General features: G+C 62.9%; 15 protein-coding genes and 1 tRNA gene. 9 read left to right on the top strand and 7 right to left on the bottom strand.

Going from position 1 to position 20633, the window contains the following annotated elements; genetic code table 11:
- Window positions 1-9: 9 nt before the first annotated feature.
- Window positions 10-2076, top strand: coding sequence for a M13 family metallopeptidase (locus tag BVG12_RS20610; protein ID WP_075794038.1), 2067 nt, complete (start codon window positions 10-12; stop codon window positions 2074-2076).
- A 60-nt stretch (window positions 2077-2136) separates the two neighbouring features.
- Here BVG12_RS20610 and BVG12_RS35230 read toward each other — a convergent pair whose 3' ends face one another.
- A complete protein-coding gene (locus BVG12_RS35230; protein WP_075794039.1) occupies window positions 2137-3777 on the bottom strand; it encodes a right-handed parallel beta-helix repeat-containing protein in 1641 nt (546 codons plus the stop codon).
- An 849-nt stretch (window positions 3778-4626) separates the two neighbouring features.
- Window positions 4627-6483, bottom strand: a complete 1857-nt coding sequence (locus tag BVG12_RS35235; RefSeq protein ID WP_229503670.1) for a right-handed parallel beta-helix repeat-containing protein — start codon at window positions 6481-6483, stop codon at window positions 4627-4629.
- A 184-nt stretch (window positions 6484-6667) separates the two neighbouring features.
- Here BVG12_RS35235 and BVG12_RS34155 point away from each other — a divergent pair, with 184 nt between their 5' ends.
- The gene (locus BVG12_RS34155; RefSeq protein WP_156895692.1) at window positions 6668-6901 is read left to right on the top strand and encodes a hypothetical protein; all 234 of its coding nucleotides are present in this window, start codon (window positions 6668-6670) and stop codon (window positions 6899-6901) included.
- 12 nt (window positions 6902-6913) lie between these two features.
- Here the strand turns inward: BVG12_RS34155 and BVG12_RS20625 are convergent, their stop codons facing one another.
- A complete protein-coding gene (locus BVG12_RS20625) occupies window positions 6914-8092 on the bottom strand; it encodes a right-handed parallel beta-helix repeat-containing protein (RefSeq protein ID WP_156895693.1) in 1179 nt (392 codons plus the stop codon).
- Window positions 8093-8140: 48 nt separating this feature from the next.
- Complete coding sequence (locus BVG12_RS20630; RefSeq protein ID WP_075794042.1) at window positions 8141-9034, bottom strand: c-type cytochrome; 894 nt, start codon at window positions 9032-9034, stop codon at window positions 8141-8143.
- Between the two features lie 183 nt (window positions 9035-9217).
- Here BVG12_RS20630 and BVG12_RS20635 point away from each other — a divergent pair.
- The 7 genes from BVG12_RS20635 to BVG12_RS20665 all read left to right on the top strand — a co-directional run bounded on the left by BVG12_RS20635 (window position 9218) and on the right by BVG12_RS20665 (window position 18690).
- Window positions 9218-9293, top strand: a tRNA-Arg gene (locus tag BVG12_RS20635).
- A 160-nt stretch (window positions 9294-9453) separates the two neighbouring features.
- A complete protein-coding gene (locus BVG12_RS20640) occupies window positions 9454-10437 on the top strand; it encodes a glycosyltransferase family 2 protein (RefSeq protein WP_075794043.1) in 984 nt (327 codons plus the stop codon).
- A 329-nt stretch (window positions 10438-10766) separates the two neighbouring features.
- Window positions 10767-12056: a nucleotide sugar dehydrogenase gene (locus tag BVG12_RS20645; RefSeq protein WP_075794044.1), complete on the top strand. Its 1290-nt coding sequence runs from the start codon at window positions 10767-10769 to the stop codon at window positions 12054-12056.
- 264 nt (window positions 12057-12320) lie between these two features.
- On the top strand, window positions 12321-13709 hold the full coding sequence (locus BVG12_RS20650; protein WP_229503671.1) for a TIGR03013 family XrtA/PEP-CTERM system glycosyltransferase: 1389 nt from the start codon (window positions 12321-12323) through the stop codon (window positions 13707-13709).
- 66 nt (window positions 13710-13775) lie between these two features.
- Window positions 13776-15875 (top strand): XrtA/PEP-CTERM system histidine kinase PrsK, encoded by a 2100-nt coding sequence (gene prsK / locus BVG12_RS20655; RefSeq protein ID WP_075794046.1) that lies wholly within the window; start codon window positions 13776-13778, stop codon window positions 15873-15875.
- An 11-nt stretch (window positions 15876-15886) separates the two neighbouring features.
- Window positions 15887-17248: a PEP-CTERM-box response regulator transcription factor gene (gene prsR / locus BVG12_RS20660; protein ID WP_075794047.1), complete on the top strand. Its 1362-nt coding sequence runs from the start codon at window positions 15887-15889 to the stop codon at window positions 17246-17248.
- Complete coding sequence (locus BVG12_RS20665) at window positions 17245-18690, top strand: right-handed parallel beta-helix repeat-containing protein (protein WP_229503672.1); 1446 nt, start codon at window positions 17245-17247, stop codon at window positions 18688-18690. Before prsR ends, BVG12_RS20665 begins: the two co-directional genes overlap by 4 nt.
- 3 nt (window positions 18691-18693) lie before the next feature.
- On the opposite strand, the gene BVG12_RS20670 is transcribed toward BVG12_RS20665, so the two are convergent.
- From BVG12_RS20670 to BVG12_RS20680, 3 genes are read right to left on the bottom strand one after another with little or no spacing between them, the layout of a single operon-like run.
- Window positions 18694-19536 (bottom strand): hydrolase 1, exosortase A system-associated, encoded by an 843-nt coding sequence (locus tag BVG12_RS20670; RefSeq protein ID WP_075794048.1) that lies wholly within the window; start codon window positions 19534-19536, stop codon window positions 18694-18696.
- Complete coding sequence (locus BVG12_RS20675; RefSeq protein ID WP_075794049.1) at window positions 19526-20377, bottom strand: hydrolase 2, exosortase A system-associated; 852 nt, start codon at window positions 20375-20377, stop codon at window positions 19526-19528. The genes BVG12_RS20670 and BVG12_RS20675 overlap by 11 nt, the downstream gene beginning before the upstream one ends.
- Window positions 20374-20625 (bottom strand): acyl carrier protein, encoded by a 252-nt coding sequence (locus BVG12_RS20680; RefSeq protein WP_075796479.1) that lies wholly within the window; start codon window positions 20623-20625, stop codon window positions 20374-20376. The genes BVG12_RS20675 and BVG12_RS20680 overlap by 4 nt, the downstream gene beginning before the upstream one ends.
- Window positions 20626-20633 lie beyond the last annotated feature (8 nt).

Below are 20633 nucleotides of genomic sequence, written 5' to 3' on the forward strand. Positions count from 1 at the left end.
GATGAAGAGATGAAGAAGCACTACCTGTTGAGCGCCCTGACCCTGGCGCTGTTCGCCAACGCCGGCCATGCGGCGGAAGGCGCCGCCGCCAAGAACACGGCCATCAAGAAGGGCCAGACCCTGGCCGCCGGCATCGCCACCGAATACATCGATCCGGCCGTGCGTCCGCAGGACGATTTTTATGAATACCTGAACGGCAAGTGGATGAAGACGGTCGAGATCCCGGCCGACAAGTCGAGCTGGGGCTCGTTCGCCAAGCTGCGCGACGACACGCTGCCGCAGCTGCGCGGCATCATCGAGAAATCCGCCGCCGGCAATCCGGCCAAGGGCACGGACGCCCAGCGCATCGGCGACTACTACGCCAGCTTCATGGACGAAGCGAAGCTGGAGCAACTGGGCATCACGCCTTTGAGTAGCGAACTGGCGAAGATCGCCGCCCTGAAGGACAAGTCCGAGCTGCCCGCGCTGCTGGCGCATCTGGGCAAGATCGGCGTGAACGTGCCGTACGACTTCGGCATCCACCAGGACAACAAGGATTCGACGAAGTACGTCGCCGACATCTACCAGAGCGGCCTGGGCATGCCCGACCGCGACTATTACCTGAAGGCCGACGACGCCAAGCTGGCCAATGCGAAAGCCAAGTACCTGACGCACGTCGAGAAGACCCTGGCCATGGCCGGCGACAAGAACGCCGCCGCCGATGCAAAAGCCATCGTCGACTTCGAGACGGAGTTGGCCAAGGTACAGTGGACCAAGGTCGAACTGCGCGACCCGATCAAGGCCTACAACAAGGTGGCGCTGGCCGACATGGTCAAGGTCGCGCCGGATTACGACTGGAACCGCTACCTGGAGGCCACCGGCATCGCCGGCAAGACGACGTATGTGATCGTCAGCCAGCCGACTTACCTGAAGGGCTTCGCCGAGATCTCCAACAAGACCTCGCTGGACACCTGGAAGGCCTACCTGACGATGCACCTGGTGGACGCCTATGCGAACTACCTGAACAAGGCCTTCGTCGACGAGCGCTTCGACTTCTACGGCAAGACCCTGTCGGGCGTGAAGGAAATGGAACCGCGCTGGAAGCGTGGCGTGGGCGCGATCGAGCACTCGCAGGGCGAGTCGTTGGGCAAGCTGTACGTCGCCGAATACTTCCCGCCGGAGCGCAAGGCGCGCATGGAAGCGCTGGTCAAGAACCTGCTGGCCGCGTACAAGCAAAGCATCGACAAGCTGGACTGGATGAGCCCCGCGACCAAGAAGGAAGCGCAGGCCAAACTGGCGAAGTTCACGCCCAAGATCGGCTACCCGAACAAGTGGAAGGATTACTCGGCCCTCGTCGTCGTGCGTGACGACCTGGTGGGCAACGTGATGCGTTCGCGCGAAGTCGAGTATAACCGCGAACTGAACAAGCTGGGCAAGCCGATCGACCGCGACGAGTGGGGCATGACGCCGCAGACCATCAACGCGTACTACAACCCGGAGATGAACGAGATCGTGTTCCCGGCCGCGATCCTGCAGCCACCGTTCTTCGACGCGAACGCGGACGACGCGGTCAATTACGGCGGCATCGGCGCCGTGATCGGCCACGAGATCAGCCACGGCTTCGACGACCAGGGCGCCCAGTACGACGGCGACGGCAATCTGCGCGACTGGTGGACGGAAACGGACCACAAGAACTTCAAGGCCAAGACGCAGATGCTGGTCAACCAGTACAACCAGTTCGAGCCGATCAAGGGCTACCACGTGAACGGCGAACTGACGCTGGGCGAGAACATCGCCGACAACTCGGGTCTCGCCATCGCCTACAAGGCCTACAAGATCTCGTTGAAGGGCAAGAAGGCGCCGGTGATTGACGGCCTCTCCGGCGAACAGCGCCTGTATATGGGCTGGGCGCAGGTGTGGCGCACGAAGATGCGCGAGCAGCAGCAGATCGTCCAGGTGAAGACCGACCCGCACTCGCCGGGCCAGTTCCGCGCCAACGGCACGCTGCGCAACCAGCCGGGCTTCTACGATGCCTTCAAGGTCAAGCAGGGCGACAAGATGTACCTGGCGCCGCAGGATCGCGTGATCATCTGGTAAGCGCCACGCTGCAAATAAAAAAGGCCGCGATATTCGCGGCCTTTTTTTGATGCTGGACGATTACTGCGTCACGCTCGAGTAGGAGCAGGACTTCACCTGACCGTGTACCGGGTCGCCGAACGTGGTGTTGTTGCAGGCCACCGGACCGGTCAGCACCTTCGACGTGTAGATCGTGGCGGTGCCGTAGCGGACTTCACGCTTGCCGCTGAACGAGCAGGTACCGCCTTCGCTGGCGCAGGCCGTAAAGGTCGGCGTCGTCGAAGTGGGTGCCGCGGTCGTCGCGGTCGTGTTGGCGTAGCTGCAGCTCTTGGGGACGCCGTGGAGCGGATCGCCGAACACGGCGGTCGTGCACGGGGTCGAAGCCGTGATCGTTTTCGACGTGTAGACACCGTTCGCGCCGAAGCGGACTTCACGGGTGCCGCTGAACGTGCAGGTACCGCCTTCGGTCGCGCAGGCCGTCCAGGACGTCGCCGTCGAAGTCGTCGGCGCGGTGGTCGCTTCGTACGCGCCGATGTCGATCTGGCCGACCACCGGACGTGCTTCGCCGCTGGCGACAGCCTTGTATTGCGCGACCGGCGCCAGCGACACGCCCGTGGCGGACAGGCCCGGAGCGGAACCGGCATCGATCATCAGCGCGCTCGTCGGATGCAGATCATAAGTGGCGCGGTTGACGAAGCTCGGGGACGCCGAACGGTAGTTGTTCTTGTCAATCGTCGTCGACTGGGTGCTGAACGTGCCCACGCCACCGAAGATATTGTTCTGGGCCAGGGCTGCGGTCGGGACCTTGCCGCTGACGAACAGGAACGTACCGCCGCTGCCCATATCGTTCAGGAACGTGTTGTTGACGACGTACAGGTCGCTGCCGATGTTGGTCGCGCCTTCCTCGCCGTAGGCCACCATGGTCGAGTTCGAATTCGAAGCCGGTTGCTGGATGATGTTGCCGATGATGTAGGAGGTACCGGCGTTCGGCAGGTCGATCTCGTACGACGGCATGCCGGCCGCGGTGCTGCCCGTTTCACCCGGGTTCAGGCTCGAGAAGCGGCTGTACACGATCATGTTGGTGTTGGCGCGCGATTTCAGGTTGTGACCGATGTTGGCGTCGTGCGAGAAGCTGTAGCGGAACGTCAGGCTCTTCACGTGGCCGATGTACAGGTTGTGCGACTGGCCGTCGCCGTGACCGTTGTGGCCGAATTCCGTGTATTCGATCAGGATGTCGCTGTTCGTGTTCGCGTTGGCCAGGATGCCGTTCTCGTTATCGTGGATGAACGAGTTACGCAGCGTGAAATTCGTGGCTTCGAGGCGGAAGGCGGCGCCGTTCGCGTCCGGCACTTTCGCGCCATACATTTCGACGTTGTCGACCGTCAGGTTGTTACCGTCGACGACCCAGGTGCCCTTGCCGCCGGCGTTCATGCCGGCCGCGTCGATTTTCGGACGGCCGTTGACGCCGCGGATGGTCAGGTTGTTGCGGTTGATGTAGCAGACGTCGCCGCTGTAGGTGGTGTTACCGGTAATTTCGATGACGTCGCCGTCTTGAGCAGCAGCAATGGCTGCGCACGGTTTGACATAGGTCTTGCCCGGGCCGACCGACAGCGTGGCTGCGGAAGCGGAGGTCACACCTGCGAATGCCAGCAGAACGGCAGCAGTCATACGCGATGCGGAGAAGTGGGTGTTGCGCGATGCGGTTTGACGCAGTTGTTGCATGTCGATGTCCTCGTAAGCGGATTTCCTGTCAGCAGTTAATTCCTGCTGGAAAGTTGCAGAATACGAGGTTTGAGATCGACGGTTTGTAACGAATTGTAACCTAGAATAACGAACAGGCAAACCTGAAAAAAGGTTAATTAATGTTCCTTTTAGCGTTATTTAGTAGAACTAAAGAACATTTACTGGTCAATTTTTCTAGCACTGGCTGCAAGAAAAAACGCTCCGCATACCGACTTTCCCTATGGAATGTAATTTCCGGTGAAAAATTACCGACAGAGCGAGAGTGACAACATGCATATCTGTCTGGTAAGTGCTGGGGGCGCGGGCGTTATCAGAATGACTTCAAAAAAAATTTTCGAAATCAAGCCGATGTTGCGTGCACGCTGCATTTTTTTTGCGGGCAAATTTGTGCCTACAACTAACACGCACACGGAATTTACAGAAAAAGTTCAGGCCTGGAAACTATTTTCCGCGAAAACGTTGTTTTGGCGGTAATTACGGACAGTTAAGTTCAGGCACAGCGAACAAAGGTGCTGTTTGCGCAAAAGAGCAAACTTGCCAGTGCCGCCGTGAGAAGACTGCCGGCGTGGAGATCGAGACGGAGTCGGGCCAACGGCGTGCCGGAGAGTGGGGAGGTGGCGGCAGTGCTGGCAGTCGTTCACGCTGGCGGACTGTCAGCTCGGAAATGCGCTTGAGCAATCGTTTGACCTGCCGGGTTTACATGGTAGTTCCGCTCAACGGTTCAGGTCGACCGTTTGACCGTGGGATGCCGAAAAGATTCCACACGTAACGCAAACAGCGCAAAAAAAACGCGGCACAAGGCCGCGTTTTCAGTAGTGAGCGTGACTGTTACTTGTAGCTGCAAGTCTTGGGCATCTTGTACGCCGGATCACCAAAAACGGCATTCGTGCAGGCCACCGGACCGGTCACGGTCTTCATCGCGTAATTGCCGTTGAGGCCATAACGGACCTGGTGCGTGCCCGAGATCGAGCAGACACCGCCCTCGGACGCGCACGTCCTCCAGGCGCCATCGGTCGGTGCCGGTGCCGGGGCCGTGGCCGTGGGCGCGGTGCCGGCCGAACCCGACGTCGCGACCGTGTTGCTGGAGTAGCTGCAGGACTTGAGCTGGCCTTTTGCCGGATCGCTGAACGAGGAATTCAAGCACACGACGGAACCGGTGAAAGTCTTCGTCACGAAGGACCCGTTTGCGCCGTAGCGGACTTCGCGGGTGCCGCTGAACGTGCAGGTGCTGCCTTCCCCGGCGCAGGGGATCCAGGACGCCGTGCTCGCCACCGGAGCCGACACCGCGGTCGTGGTCGCGCTGGAGTAGCTGCAGGTCTTGGGCACGCCGTGCACCGGATCGCCGAACACGGCCGAGGTGCACGGCGTCGAGCCGCTGATCACTTTCGACGTATACAAACCGTTGGCACCGTAGCGGACTTCACGCGTGCCGCTGAACGAGCAGGTCGCGCCTTCGCCGCCGCAAGCCGTCCAGGTGACGGCCGGTGCGTTCGCCGCATCGCCCGTCGCTTCATAAGCACCGATGTCGAGCTGGCCGATCACCGGGCGCGCTTCGCCGGAAGCGTTGTCTTTATATTGCGCGACCGGCGTCAGCGACACGCCCGAAGCCGACTTGCCCGGATCCGAACCGGCATTGATCACGAGCGCGCTGGCGGTCGGATGCAGGTCCCAGTGGGCACGATCGACGAAGCCCGGCGCAACGCTGCGGTAGTTCGTCTTCAGGATGGCGCTGGCCTGGGTGGTCAGGGTACCGATACCACCGAAGATATTGTTCTGGATCACCGCGGGGGTCGGAACCTTGCCGCTGACGAACAAGAATACGCCATCGTTGAAGTCGTTCAGGAACGTGTTGTTGATGACGTACAGGTCGCTACCGATGTTGACCGCACCTTCCTCACCGTAGGCCACGATGTTCGCGTTCTGGTTCGCTGCCGGCTGTTCGATGATGTTGCCGATAATGTAGGAGGTACCGGCGTTCGGCAGGTCGATCTCGTACGACGGCTGGCCGCTGGCCGTGCTGCCGGTTTGGCCCCACGGCGTGCTCGAGAAGCGGCTATACGCGATCATATTCGTGTTCGCGCGCGATTTCAGGTTGTGGCCGACGTCGGCGTCATGCGAGTAGCTGTAACGGAACGTCAGGCTCTTCACGTGGCCGATGTACAGGTTGTGCGTCTGGCCCGTGCCGTTGCCGTTGTGACCGAATTCCGTGTACTCGATCAGGATGTCGCTGTTCGTGTTGGGATTGGCCAGGATGCCGTTCTCGTTATCGTGGATGAACGAGTTACGCAGCGTGAAATTGGTGCCCTGGAGGCGGAAGGCGGCCCCGTTGGCGTCCATGACCTTGGCGCCATACATTTCGACGTTGTCGACCGTCAGGTTATTGCCGTTGACGACCCAGATACCTTTGTCGGCGGCGTTCTTGCCGGCCGCATCGATTTTCGGACGGCCGTTGACGCCGCGGATGGTCAGGTTGTTGCGATTGATGCTGCAGACGTCGCCGCTGTAGGTGGTATTACCGGCGATTTCGATGACGTCGCCATCCTTGGCGACAGCGATGGCTGCGCACGGTTTGGCATAGGTCTTGCCTGGGCCGACCGACAGCGTGGCTGCGGAAGCGGAGGTCACACCTGCGAAGGCCATCATAACGGTGGCAGCCAGGAGTGAATGGGTACGCAGAGTGTGCATGAAATTCCTCGTAAAGTTTCTGTGTGGGAAGTAATTCCCAGTGGCAAGATGGAGAATACGAGGTTTGTGAACCGTGGCTTGTAACAAGATGTAACAGCAATTGTTCAATTAAAAAGACCTTGAACAAGGTCGTTGCTGCATTGCCCAGGATTATTCATGACAAAAATTCCATCTTGATGACTTCTTGAAAATTTTCTTCAGACCGAAGTCGTTTGTGTTTCCTCAACCCAATTTTTCTTCTCCCTATGAAACTTTGGGTTTTAAAGGCAGCAAATCAACAGTGGGAATTTTGCAAGAGATGGTAGCGTTTATGCATGAGCCCGCTGATTTCACTTTTTTGATGAAAATCAGCGGGAAAAACGCTTACGGATGCGAATTGTTGCGTATACGCGTCAATGATGGGGGCGCTGCGCGATGAGCGGCAGCCGGCTCAACGACTGGCCGCGTCCTGCGCACGGCCTTTGTGGGCAGCACCTTTCACCTCGAGGCCGCTGGACCACGGATCCGCCGCCGGGCCCGCTTTCTGGACCATGTCATTGACAAGCGGCCGTAGCGAGAGGCCGGCACGGTCGATGAACCCGGGTTTTTCCAGGCGATGATTGTCTTTCTGGATGGCGCTGGACTGGGTAGTCAGTGTGCCGGGGCCTGCGAATACATTGTTTTGAATCAGGGCCGGTGTCGACACCTTGCCGCTGATAAACAAGAACGTGCCACTGGTGAAGTCATTCAAGAAGGTGTTATTGATGACATATAAATCCTGGCCGGGATTGATTGCCCCTTCTTCTCCATACGCCACGATGTTTGAATTGTCGTTAATGGCCGGCTGTTCGATCACATTGCCGATGAGGTAGGACGTGCCGGCATTCGGCAAGTCGATTTCGTACGACGGCTTGCCGCTGGCCGTGCTGCCGGGCTTGCCGGGTGGCGTGCTCGAGAAGCGGTTGTACGCAATCATATTGAACATCGCGCGCGACTTCAGGTTGTGCCCGATATTCGCGTCATGCGAATAGTTGTAGCGGAAGGTCAGGCTTTTGGCGTTGCCGATATAAAGGTTGTGCGTCTGGCCCGTACCGCTGCCGTTGTGGCCGAACTCGCTGTGCTCGATCACCACATTGCTGGCGCGATTGACGCCGCTCAGAATGCCATTTTCGTTGTCGTGAATGAACGCGTTACGCAACGTAAAATTCGTGCCTTCCAGGCGCAGCGCCGCGCCGTTCCCGTCCGGTACTTTCGAACCCTTCATCTCGACGTTCTCGACCGTGATGTTGTTGCCGATGACGACCCAGGTCCCCTTGCCGCCGTGGTTGCGTTCGGCGGCGTCGATGGTCGGGCGACCCTGTACGCCGCGGATGGTCAGATTGTTGTGGGCGATGGCGCAGACGTCGCCGCTGTATGTCCAGTCGCCGACAATCTCGATGGTATCGCCATCCTTGGCGGCGGTAATCGCAGCGCAGGGCGAGACATAGGTCTTGCCCGGGCCGACCGACAAGGTGGCGGCACCCGCCGTGCCGGCCATGGCCAGCAGCAGGGATGCGATCGACAGGCCGGCCGGCGGGAAGGCCGGGTTGCGCGTTACGGGGGTGTACAACGGTGACACGTCATTCCTCATTTGATTCGTTACCATAAAAAAAACCGTCCCGCAGGACGGCTTTTCGGCTTACTTCGCTGCCGCGACCATGTAGTCCACGGCGGCTTTCACGTCGGCATCCGGTGCCGTGGAACCGCCCTTGGGCGGCATCATGCCGGACTTGCCCTGGAAACCCTTGATGGCATGCTGGTACAGCGTATTCGTGCCCTGGGCGATGCGGGGTGCCCAGGCCGCCTTGTCGCCGAATTTCGGCGCGCCGGCGATGCCGGCGCCGTGGCACGCCACGCAGGTCGCGTCGAACAAGGCCTTGCCGGCCTGGTTGTTGCCGGCCACGGCCGGCGTCGCGATGGCCCCGGCGACGGGCGGCGTGCCCGGCGTTGCTGCCGGTTGGGCCGGTGCCGGTGTGGCGTTCGCTGCGGGCGCTGCAGGCGCTGCCGCAGCTGCGGCTGGTTGCGCCGGCGCTTCCGGTTCCTTGAACTTGGCGCCCGACTGGTTGGCCATGTAGGCGACCGCGCGTGCGACTTCGATATTGTCGAGATCGGGATTGCCGCCCTTGGCCGGCATGGCGCGGATACCTTGTACGGCGTGCTGGACGAGCGTGTCGTAACCCTGGGCGATGCGGGCGCTCCAGGCGCCGGCGTCACCGGCTTTCGGTGCGCCGGCCGCACCCGTGCCGTGGCAGGCCACGCACACGGCGTTATACACGGCCTGGCCCGATTGCAGAACCTTGGGCGCATTCGCATCCTTGAACGCAAACCCTTCCTCGGCCACCGGGCGCACGCGCGCGGCAATGGCCTGCGCACTCTGGCTTTCGGACCCGGCGCCGCCCAGGGGCTTGTTGGTGGCAAAGATCACCAGCAGAATGATGCCGATGACGATGACCAGGAAAAAACCCGCTACTGCGATGATCAGCTGCTTGGGAGTCCGAATGAAGGAAGTGTGTTCGGTGTGTGCGTCGCTCATGATTTCCTTAATACAAATTAAAAAAACCTGCTTCTGCCCTACGGGATGCTTATCCAAATGCAATGCCGCCGGCCGATTATAGACGCAAAGACTTTTAATGGAAACGCAATTTCCGGCCGTGACGGCCGGTTCCCATAGACGACGGTCGGGAAAGTCTGTATCCTTCGCATCACTTCGACCAGCGCGGCTGTAGCTCAGTGGATAGAGTATTGGCCTCCGAAGCCAAGGGTCGTGGGTTCGATCCCCGCCAGCCGCGCCATGCCTTCCGTCCTTCCCCCGCCATCCCCACCGTTTGTGCGCTGCAACGTCCGCGCATATGGTAGTGTCCGTTGCCTTTCGGATTTGCTGCACTTGTGTCAACATTCGACGCTGTGCCGCGACGCCGTCCGGCACCGATTTCCATTTCATAGAGGACGACGATGAGCGCCAAGGTTTTCGTGATCATAGTGACCTACAACGGATCGAAGTGGGTGACCCCATGCTTTTCGAGCCTGCGCAAGTCGACTGTGCCACTGCATACGATCGTGATCGACAACGGTTCGCAGGACGACACGCTGGCCCGCATCGCGGCCGACTATCCGGAAGTCGAGATCGTCAATACGGGCAAGAACCACGGTTTCGGCAAGGCCAACAACATCGGCATGGAACTGGCCTATCGACGCGGCGCGGACTATGTGTTCCTGCTTAACCAGGACGCCTGGATCGATCCGGACGCCGTCGAAAAGCTCGTCGACGCGCACCAGCGCCATCCGGACTACGGCATCATCAGCCCGATGCACCTGAACGGCGCCAGTGACGGCCTCGACTATGGCTTTTCCAATTACATCGGGCCGAACAAGTGCCGGGGCCTGTATTCGGATATCTACCTCGGCCGTGTGAAAGACGTATACGACGTCGGCTTCGTGAATGCCGCCGCCTGGTCGATGACGCGCGAATGCCTGGAACGGGTGGGCGGCTTCAGCCCGTCGTTCTTCCATTACGGCGAGGACGACAATTACACGCAACGTCTACACTTCCACAAGCTCAAGCTGGGTGTCCTGCCGACGTCGCGCATCTATCACGACCGCGAACAGCGCCCGCCCAGCAAATTCTTCGAGTCGGGAGAAACTTTCCGGCGCGAAGTCATCGCGCGCAGCTCGAACCCGAACGCGAATTTTTCGTTCGGCCGCGAATGGGTGTCCGTGTTCGCCCACCTCGTCTATGCGCTGGCGCGCGTCAACACGCAGGACGTCAAACTGCAGTTGGCCAAGGCCCGCCTGCTGGCGGGTATCGACAAGGCGGCGGTTCGCGCCAACCGCGAGCGCAGCAAGACGGGGCGCGCCGCGTTTCTCGATTTGGACGGCAGCGACGAGCCGATTTACCCTGCAAGCATGCCATTACGACAAGTTACGAGCGTTCAATAACCATGCTTACAACACTCCAGCTCATCTGAATAAGGTAGTGCTTGCCTCTTTCGACCGCACCCACTTATTCTGCTGTTCTCGGAGCGCTTCGTTTCATGCGCACGGTATGTCTTGTTGCTAACTTGTAATCGATAAAATGTTATTATCTCATCAGCACGGCGGTGAGGATTCGTGAAGATCAGGTTGACTACCGCAGCGTGAGCGATGCTCTGCAACTGTTGATGATATAGGCCGCCGCTGTCAGGAAGACAGGGCAACTTGTCGAGCAGGCAGACGTTTCCGTGCTAATCAAAAGTTATCGTAATAGCAAACAAGCGGACGGAATCAATATGAAGCCAGACGAGGTCATCGCAGTAGTTGGATTGGGTTATGTAGGTTTGCCGCTGGCTGTCGAGTTCGGCAAGATCGGCCCGACGATCGGGTTCGATTTGTCGGTGGCAAAGGTCGAAAGCTACAAGAAATTTGTGGATCCCGCCGGGGAGGTGTCGACTGAACAATTGCGTGCAGCGCATCACCTGAGTGTCACCACCGATCCGGCTGCGTTGGCCAAGGCCGATTACATCCTGATCGGCGTCCCGACTCCCGTCGACATCGCCCACGTGCCCGACTTCGCGCCGCTGATCAGCGCCAGCGAAACCGTCGGCAAGCACATGAAGCGCGGCGCGATCGTGATCTTCGAGTCGACCGTCTATCCGGGCGCCACCGAGGAAGTTTGCATCCCCGTCCTGGAAAAATTCTCCGGCATGAAGTGGAAGGACGGCTTCCACGTCGGCTTCTCGCCCGAGCGCATCAACCCGGGCGACAAGGAACATACGCTCACCAACGTGATGAAAGTGGTCTCCGGCGACGACCAGGAAACCCTGGACCGTGTCGCAGCCATGTACGAGACCGTCGTCAAGGCCGGCGTGCACCGCGCGTCCAGCCTCAAGGTCGCGGAAGCGGCCAAGGTCATCGAGAACACCCAGCGCGACCTGAACATCGCCCTGATGAACGAACTGGCGATCATCTTCGACAAGATCGGCATCGACACGCTGGAAGTGCTGAAGGCCGCCGGGACGAAATGGAACTTCCTGCCGTTCCGTCCGGGCCTGGTGGGCGGCCACTGCATCGGCGTCGACCCGTACTACCTGACCCACAAGGCCGAGATGATCGGCTACCACCCGCAAGTGATCCTGGCCGGCCGCCGCATCAATGACGGCATGGCCAAGTTCGTGGCGGAGAAGACCGTCAAGTCGATGATTTCGGCCGGCTTCCACGTCAAGGGCTCGAAGGTCAACGTGGTCGGCCTGACGTTCAAGGAAAATTGCCCCGATCTGCGCAATTCCAAGGTCGCCGATATCGTGTACGAGCTACAGTCTTACGGCGTGGAAGTGCATGTGCACGATCCGGTGGCGGAGGCGGACGAAGCCCAGCACGAGTACGGCATCAAGCTGGAGAGCTGGGAAGACCTGCCCAAGGCCGATGCGCTGATCGTCGCGGTTCCGCACAAGGAAGTGCTGGCGCGCTCGCTGACGGATTTCCAGTCCAAGCTGAACGAAGGCGGCTGTTTCGTCGACGTGAAGGCCCAGTTCGATCCGAACCGGATCCGCGAGGCCGGTTACTGCGTCTGGCGTTTGTAACGTGATGCCGGCGTCCGCGGCCCCGGTCGCGGACGCCATGACTATTCAATGGGTCGTGCCGAGGGCAGGCCGCTTGGTCCCCGAGCCTTGCCGTTTCGCATGCAATGATGACAATGACAGTTCCTGGCTATTCTTGGCCTTATCTTTCCTCGAGTAAAAAGCTTTCGGGAACGTTCGCGCGTATCCCGGTTCAATCGTCGTTTGTGCAAGTCAGCAATAATAGCTACACCGGAGGCAATTGTGCTTAGGATTTCTAATCACTATGTGTCGAAGATCGTATTCGTCCTGCTGTTCGTTGAAGTGTTGGTACTGCTCGGCGCAGTCTACATCGGCGCGGCGGTGCGGTTCATGGAAGTGGGCCAGAACGCCGGCCTGCCCAATATCGGCCATCTCGATCATTTCTTCACGTCCGCCATCGCCTTTACCGCAGCGATCATCTTCAGCATGAGTGCGATGGGGATGTACCAGCTCGACTTCAACGAAGGCCTGCGTCATCCGTTCTTCATGAAGCTGATGCCCTCGTTCCTGATGGGCTTCCTGATCCTGACGCTCGTGTTCTACGTGGCGCCGGACCTGTACTTCGGACGCGGCATCATGGCGCTCGTGTTCGGTATCGCCGCCAGCGGCATCTTCCTGGCGCGCATGGTGTTCTTCAAGTCGTCCGAACTGCGCTTCCTGGAAACCCGCATCCTGTTCCTGGGCAGCGGCCCGCTGGCCAAGGAATGCAGCGACCTGGCCATGCAGAGCGCCAGCTACCACCGCTACAACATCGCCGGCTTCGTGCCGACGCCGACCGAAGAACTGTGCGTGCCGTCGACCAGCCTGCTGAAATCGCGCGAGGGTGAGTCGCTCGTCGCGCTGGCGCGCCAGTACAACGTCGAGGAAATCGTCGTCTCCGTGCAGAACCGCCGCGGCGGCTTCCCCATCAAGGATCTGCTCGAGTGCAAGCTGCAGGGCTTCAAGGTCACGGACGCCGCCACCTTCTTCGAGCGCGAGACTTGCCAGATCCGCGTCGATTCGCTGCAGCCGTCGTGGCTGGTGTTCGGCGGCGGTTTCGACCAGAGCTTCGTGCGCACGTTCATGAAGCGCAGCTTCGACATCATCTGCAGCCTGATCATCATGGTGCTGACGCTGCCGCTGATGCTGCTGGCGGCGCTGGCCGTCAAGGTCGAAGACGGCGGCCCCGTGTTCTATTCGCAGGAGCGGGTCGGCAAGGACGGCGCGACGTTCTTCGTCCACAAATTCCGCAGCATGCGCACGGACGCGGAAAAGGGCGGCAAGCCGCAATGGGCGCAGCAGAACGATCCGCGCATCACGCGCGTCGGCAATTTCATGCGCAAGACGCGTATCGACGAGCTGCCGCAGGTGCTCAACGTGCTCAAGGGCGACATGTCGTTCGTCGGCCCGCGTCCCGAGCGCCAGTATTTCGTCGACCAGCTGATCGAGGTGGTCCCGTATTACAACGTGCGTCACAGCGTCAAGCCGGGCATTACCGGCTGGGCCCAGGTACGCTACGGCTACGGCTCGTCGGCCGAAGACGCGCTGCAGAAACTGCAGTACGACCTGTACTACGTGAAGAACAACAGCCTGTTCCTGGATGTCCTGATCCTGATCGACACGCTGAAGGTCGTCCTGTTCCGCAGCGGACGCTGATGTTCCCGCGGCTGCCGGCAGGACCGGCGGGCGGCCGCGGATGTCCACCGAATCCTGCCCAGTAACGTGATCAATATTGCTGCTTCCAGCTACGCACTGGCCGCCATCGGCTTCCTGGCACTGGGCCTCTCGGTCCTGTCGGGCTGGCGCGGCCGTGCCCAGCGCGGCACGCTGTCCAGCGCCTGCCTGGCGACGGCCGCGTGGGCCGCGGCGTTGGGCATGGATGCGGCACAGGAAATCCTGTGGAACACGGGCACCGCCGCTCTCGAGGTGCTGCGCGACGGCGCCTGGTCGCTGTTCCTCGTGGCGCTGCTCGGTCACTGGGAGCAGGAATCGGAGGGCGCGCCTGCCCGCCTGATCCTCGGGCGCTTCCGCGCGCCACGCCCGTCGTTGCTGGCCGCAGGCTGCGTCTACCTGGCACTGCTGGCCGGCGTCGGCGTCGCCCACTTCGACGGCGACCTGCTGCCCGAACTCGGCCTGCCCCTCCTGATCGGCTACGTGGGCCTGTCCGTGTACGGCATGCTGCTCGTCGAGCAGGTCTACCGCAACAAGACCATCGAGGAACGCTGGGCGATCAAGTTCGCCTGCCTGGGCATCGGCGGCATGTTCGCCTATGACTTCTACATGTACAGCAATGCGCTGCTGTTCCGCAAACTGAGCCCCGATCTGTGGACGGCGCGCGGCTTCGTCAACGCGCTGACCGTGCCGTTGGTAGCGGCGTCGATGACGCGCCGCAAATCGTGGACCACGTCGTTCGCCGTGTCGCGCCGCGTCGTGTTTCATTCGGCCGCGCTGTTCGGTTCCGCGATCTATCTGCTGGCCATGGGGTCGGTCGGCTATTACCTCCGTTATGTCGGCGGCAGCTGGGGCACGGTCATGCAGACCGGCTTCCTGTTCGGCGCCATCTCGCTGCTGGGCGTGATCCTGTTCTCCGGCACGGCGCGCTCCTGGCTGAAGGTCTCGATCAGCAAGCATTTTTATCGCTACAACTACGATTACCGCGAAGAGTGGATGCGTTTTACGCGCACGCTGTCCGAGCGCGGCCCGAACCTGGGCCAGCGCGCGATCCAGGCGCTGGCGACCCTCGTCGAAAGCCCCGGCGGCACGCTGTGGCAGCGCGATGCCGGCGGCCGCTTCACGGCGATGGCGGGCTGGCAGGCGCCCGACACCCACGTGGCGGAGCCGGCCAACGCGCCGTTCTGCCGCTTCCTGGAAAGCACGCAGTGGGTCATCGACGTCGACGAATACGTCGAGCGCCCCGACAAATACGAGGGTCTCGCGCTGCCCGACTGGCTGCTGGACACCCCGCGCCGCTGGCTCGTCGTGCCGCTGATGCTGCAGGAAAAACTGTTCGGCTTCGTCGTGCTGCAGCGCGCGCGCAGTCCGTTGAAGCTGAACTGGGAAATCATCGACCTGCTGGAGATCGCCGGCAGCCAGGCCGCCAGCTATCTCGCGCAGGAAGACGCGGCCAACGCGCTGATGGTGGCGCGCCAGTTCGAGTCGTTCAACCGCATGTCGACGTTCGTCGTGCACGACCTCAAGAACCTCGTCGCCCAGCTCTCGCTGATGAACGCGAACGCCGAAAGGCACAAGGACAATCCGGAATTCCAGCGCGACATGCTGGAGACGCTGAATCACTCCGTGCAGAAGATGAAGCTGCTGCTGCAAAAGCTGTCGCGCAGCGAGAATGCCGAGAAGCCGCAGCCGCTGGCCGTCGACGACGTCGTGCGCCAGGCGCTGGCCCTCAAAAGTGCGTTCGAACCGCATCCGCAGCTGCTCGTCGAGCAGGCCGGCTTGCTGGTGCTGGCCGACCGCGAGCGCCTGGAGCGCGTGCTCGGCCACCTGATCCAGAATGCGATCGAGGCGACGCCGCGCGACGGCCACGTGATGGTCCGCGTCGCGTCCGCGGCGGGACGCGGCGAGGCCGTCGAGGTCGAGATCACGGACACCGGCGAAGGCATGACCGAGGAATTCATCCGCGAGCGCCTGTTCAAGCCGTTCGACTCGACCAAGTCGGCCGGCATGGGCATCGGCGTGTTCGAGAGCCGCGAATACATCACTGAACTGGGCGGGGTGCTGGAAGTGACCAGCCAGCCGACGCTCGGCACAACGTTCAAGGTCGTCCTGCCGCTGCACCGCGTGGCGGCGGCCGTGACGACCGCTTGAAAGAAGACACCATGACCCAACAAAAACCCAAGCTGTTGATCATCGAAGACGATCCGGGCCTGCAGAAGCAGCTGCGCTGGAGCCTGGATGCGTATGACGTCGTGGTGGCCGGCGACCGCGAGGCGGCGCTGGCGCAGATCCGCCGCCACGAGCCGGCCGTGTGCACGATGGACCTGGGCCTGCCGCCCGACCCGGACGGCTCCACCGAGGGCCTGGCCACGTTGCAGCAGATCCTGGCGCTCGCGCCGGACACGCGCGTGATCGTCCTGACGGGCAACCAGGACCATGCGAACGCCGTCAAGGCGATCGGCATGGGCGCCTACGACTTCCACCAGAAGCCCGTCGATCCGGAGGTGCTGAACCTTGTGATCCAGCGCGCCTTCTTCCTGCACAACCTGCAGCAGGAAAACCGCCGCATGCAGCAGTCGCAGGCCGACTCGCCCTTGGCCGGCGTAATCTCGCGCGACCCGGGCATGCTGAAGGTCTGCCGCACCATCGAGAAGGTGGCGCCGACGTCGGCCTCGGTCATGCTGCTGGGCGAATCGGGCACCGGTAAAGAAGTGCTGGCGCGCGCCATCCACGCGCTGTCGCCGCGGGCCAAGGAGCGCTTCATGGCGATCAACTGCGCGGCGATTCCCGAGAACCTGCTCGAGAGCGAGTTGTTCGGCTACGAGAAGGGCGCCTTCACGGGCGCCGCCAAGCAGACCAAGGGTAAAGTCGAACTGGCCCACGGCGGCACGTTCTTCCTCGACGAGGTCGGCGACCTGCCGATGGCGCTGCAGGCCAAGCTGCTGCGCTTTCTGCAGGAGCGCGTGATCGAGCGCATCGGCGGTCACGAGGAGATTCCCGTCGACGTGCGCATCGTCTGCGCGACGCACCAGAAACTGAAAGACTTGTGCGCACAGGGCCGCTTCCGCGAGGACTTGTACTACCGCCTGTCCGAGATCGTCGTGACGATCCCGCCGCTGCGCCAGCGCGAGGGCGACTGTGCGCTGCTGGCCCACCACTTCAAAAACAAGTTCTGCACGCAGGAGTCGCGCGCATCGCTGCACTTCGCGCCGGACGCGCTGGCCGCCATCGAAGCCTATCAATGGCCGGGCAATGTGCGCGAAATGGAAAACTGCATCAAGCGCGCCGTCATCATGGCCGACGCCAACACCATCGTCGCCGACGACCTGGGCCTGCCCGACACGGGCGCCGAGGAAGAGCCGCTGAACCTGCGCCAGGTGCGCGACGAGGCCGAGTACAAGGCCATCGCCCGCGCGCTCGCGCGCTCGGACGGGAACATCGTCAAGGCGTCCGAGATGCTGGGCGTGAGCCGGCCAACCTTGTATGACCTGATGGGACGTCACGGCATCAAGGCCAGCGCGTGACGGTGCGCAGGCTGGTGCGCCGCGCCTTGCTGGCGGCGGTTGCCGTCGCCGTGGTGGCGGTCGGCGCGCTGCCGGCCGTCATCGACCACGTGGGCATCGCGCCGCGCACGCTCGCGCCGTATATCGAAAAGCGCAGCAGTGGCCATAACCCGGTCATCGTCGGCATCGGCCGGCGCGTCGCCGCCACGTTGACGGCGCTCGACCGCCGATCTACCGACCTTCCGCCGCCGCACCTTGCCTTGCACGTGGGCGCGCAGCCGCAGCCCGCCGGACAGGATGCCGGCGGCATCCAGGTCGCCACGCCCGATGCCCTGCGCGCCGCGCTCAACGAGGCGGCGCCGGGCGACGTCATCACGCTGACGCCCGGCACCTATCGCTTCCAGGGCAAAGGCATCGGCATCGTGCGCGCGGGCCGCGCGGACGCGCCCATCGTCGTGCGCGCGGCGCGGCCGGGTACCGTGCACATCGAACTCGAGACGCTCGAGGGTTTCGTCGTCGCCGCGCCGTACTGGCGTTTCGAAAACCTCAACATCGACGGCGCATGCCCCGGCGACGGCGATTGCGAACACGCCTTTCACGTCATCGGCAACGGTCACCACTTCGCGAGCGTCAACAACACGATCCGCGACTTCAACGCGCACATCAAGATCAACGGCGCCGACGGCCGTTTCCCGGACGACGGCCTGATCGAACACACGACGCTGTCCGCCACGCACGTGCGCGCGACCGGCAAGCCGGTGACGCCCGTCGACCTCGTGGCGGCCAGCGGCTGGACCTTGCGCGCCAACGTGATCAGCGACTTCGTCAAGGGCGAAGGCAACCAGGTCAGCTACGGCGCCTTCGCCAAGGGCGGCGGCAGGAACAACGTCTTCGAGCGCAACGTGGTGTGGTGCGAGCAGACGCTGCGCGGCCAGCCGGGACAACGCGTCGGCCTCTCGCTGGGCGGCGGCGGTACGGGGCATGAATTCTGCCGCGACGGCCGTTGCATCACCGAGCAGGAAGGGGGCGTCCTGCGTGCGAACCTGATCGTCGGTTGCTCGGACGCGGGCATCTATCTGAACGGCGCGGCGGCCAGCAAGGTCGTCGACAACACCCTCGTCGACACGACCGGCATCGACGTGCGTTATCCGGCGAGCAGTGCGGTGGTGGACGGGAATCTCGTCGACGGCCCGATTCGCGCCCGCGACGGCGGCATCCTACACCTGGGAGATAACCGCGCGACGCCGCTGTGGCGTGTGTACGCCGGCAGCCATCCCGTGCGCGGCCTGTTCCGCGCACCGGCGACGGGCGACTTTTCCTGGCGCGATGGTCCGCCGTTGCGTGACGAGGCCGACGAAGGCGAGCGACCGGCGGACGCGCCCGACCTGTGCGGCGCACGCCGCGCGACACCGGCCGTGTACGGCGCGTTCGCGCGCTTCATGGATTGCGGGCCGGCTTCCTGAGCGTTACCACGACACGACCCACTCGCGGGTCCATTCCGCCACCTGGTCGCGCCAGGCGCGGCGCGAAAACGTGTGGTCGGCCTCCTCGAGGCGGCGCCATGTGACGCGCGGCGCGGCCAGCAGGCGCTTCCAGGCGGGCGTCGATCCGGCCACGTCGCAGAATTCGCGGCCCGTCAGGTCGGCGCCGCCGATCACGAGGAGCAGGTGACCTTTGAACCCGTGCAGGCCCTGGCGCATGCGCTCGGGCAGCGTGGCCGGCGCATCGTCCGGCGATGCGCGGCCCGCGAATGCGGTGCGCACGAGTTTCAACATCGATGTCAGCGAACCCGCGTAGTCGAATTGTCCGCGCGCCAGCTTGCGCCAGAATTCCGGGTTGCGCAGGCGGTCGCGATAGTGGTGTTTGAGGGTCGTGCGGGCGACGCCGTCGTCCGTGCGCACCCAGGGGTTCAACAGCACGAGGCCGCGCACGCGCGTATCGTTAGGGGCATACATCGCGGCCGCCGACGCGCCGTCGCACAAGCCCCACAGCACGACGTCGCGCATGCCCGGTACGGCGTCGATGAAAGCGTCGAGCGCGGCGCGGATGTCGTCCTGGATCGCTTCGAAATCCCGTTCTTCGCCATCGCTGTCGCCCATGCCGCGCACATCGAAGCGCATGGCGGCGATGCCGTGCGCGGCCAGATGGCGCGCCAGCAGGGCGAACTGGCGATGGCTGCCGATGCGGTATTGCGGACCGCCGACGACGATCAGCACGCCGCGCGTGGCAGGCGCCGCGGGCACGCTGGCGATGCCGACGAGCGCAGCGCTGCCGCAGTCGAACGTGAGGGCGCGTTCTTCATACGGCATGGACTCTCTCCTCCAGAACGGCGGCGGTGGCGTCGAGCAGGGCGGGACAGGTCGACACCGCCGTCGTGGCCCAGAATGGCGATCCCGTCACCGTGTGCACGTGCAGCAGCGCGCCCTGCGCTTCCCACGCCGCCTTCACGCGCGCTGCGGCGGGACCGGGCGTCTGGCCCGGGGCGCCGAGCACGTCGAACCAGTGCGCGCTGGCGGGCGACGCCATGGCGTCGGGCGCGGGCAGGCCGTCGATGGCGCGCGCCAGTTCCGACGTGAGATCATAGCCGGCGATTTCGAGCGTCTCCCCGGCCGCCAGCGCGGCGCGCAAGGCTTTCGTTCCCGTCTGCGCAGCGGCGTCGTCGCCCAGCATCGCGTTCGCCGTGCGCAGGCGCAGGAACTGGGTCAGGTAGGTGGACCCGCCCGCGACCGGTTGCCACAGCAGCAGCGGCGCGAGCGGCATGGCTGCCGTGCGCGCATAGTCGAGGGCGAGCAAGGCGCCCAGACGCAGGCCCCACAGCGTGAGCGGCGCGTCCATGCGCGCGCGCAGCCAGGCGGCGCCCGTGTCGAGGTCGGCTTTCCACAGGTCCCAGCGGGCATCGGCGAAATCGCCGGCGCTGTCGCCGGTGCCGAGCAGGTCGATCTGCAGCACGCCATAGCCATGCGCGGCGAGGCGGCGCGCGCCGAGGGCGGCCATGCGGCGGGTGCGGTTGAGTTCTTCGGCGAACGGCGGCACGTACAACACGGCGCCGCGGCAGTTGCCCGCGGGCCGGTGGAACAGGCAGAAGCGCCGGTCCGCGCCGCTGCCGAGGAAGAACGGTTCCGTGTCCACCCCGGCCCGATCCGATGTCATTCGGCGCGTTTCGCGGCCACGAAGTCGGCCAGGCTGCCCAGGGTTTCGAAGGTGCTGGCGCTGATGTCGTCGTCGTCGATGGCGATGCCGAAGCGCTCTTCGAGGGCGCCGATCAGGCTGACGACGGCCATCGAGTCGAGTTCGGGCAAGCTGCCCAGCAGGGGAGAATCGGCATTCAGGCGCTGGCCGGCATCGCCCAGGCTCAGCACGTCGATCAGGGTCGCTTTGACTTCGTCGAGATACGTCATGATGTTCA

Origin of the sequence: Massilia putida (genome assembly GCF_001941825.1) — a bacterium.
Classification (GTDB): Bacteria; Pseudomonadota; Gammaproteobacteria; order Burkholderiales; family Burkholderiaceae_D; genus Telluria; species Telluria putida.

Excerpts from the sequence above, each read along its gene's own strand:
- BVG12_RS20675 (WP_075794049.1), bottom strand. The coding sequence starts at position 20,377 with ATGACATCGGATCGGGCCGGGGTGGACACGGAACCGTTCTTCCTCGGC.
- BVG12_RS20610 (WP_075794038.1), top strand. The coding sequence starts at position 10 with ATGAAGAAGCACTACCTGTTGAGCGCCCTGACCCTGGCGCTGTTCGCC.
- BVG12_RS20645 (WP_075794044.1), top strand. The coding sequence starts at position 10,767 with ATGAAGCCAGACGAGGTCATCGCAGTAGTTGGATTGGGTTATGTAGGT.
- BVG12_RS20680 (WP_075796479.1), bottom strand. The coding sequence starts at position 20,625 with ATGACGTATCTCGACGAAGTCAAAGCGACCCTGATCGACGTGCTGAGC.
- BVG12_RS20625 (WP_156895693.1), bottom strand. The coding sequence starts at position 8,092 with ATGAGGAATGACGTGTCACCGTTGTACACCCCCGTAACGCGCAACCCG.
- BVG12_RS20670 (WP_075794048.1), bottom strand. The coding sequence starts at position 19,536 with ATGCCGTATGAAGAACGCGCCCTCACGTTCGACTGCGGCAGCGCTGCG.
- BVG12_RS35235 (WP_229503670.1), bottom strand. The coding sequence starts at position 6,483 with ATGCACACTCTGCGTACCCATTCACTCCTGGCTGCCACCGTTATGATG.
- BVG12_RS20640 (WP_075794043.1), top strand. The coding sequence starts at position 9,454 with ATGAGCGCCAAGGTTTTCGTGATCATAGTGACCTACAACGGATCGAAG.
- BVG12_RS35230 (WP_075794039.1), bottom strand. The coding sequence starts at position 3,777 with ATGCAACAACTGCGTCAAACCGCATCGCGCAACACCCACTTCTCCGCA.
- BVG12_RS20630 (WP_075794042.1), bottom strand. The coding sequence starts at position 9,034 with ATGAGCGACGCACACACCGAACACACTTCCTTCATTCGGACTCCCAAG.
- prsR (WP_075794047.1), top strand. The coding sequence starts at position 15,887 with ATGACCCAACAAAAACCCAAGCTGTTGATCATCGAAGACGATCCGGGC.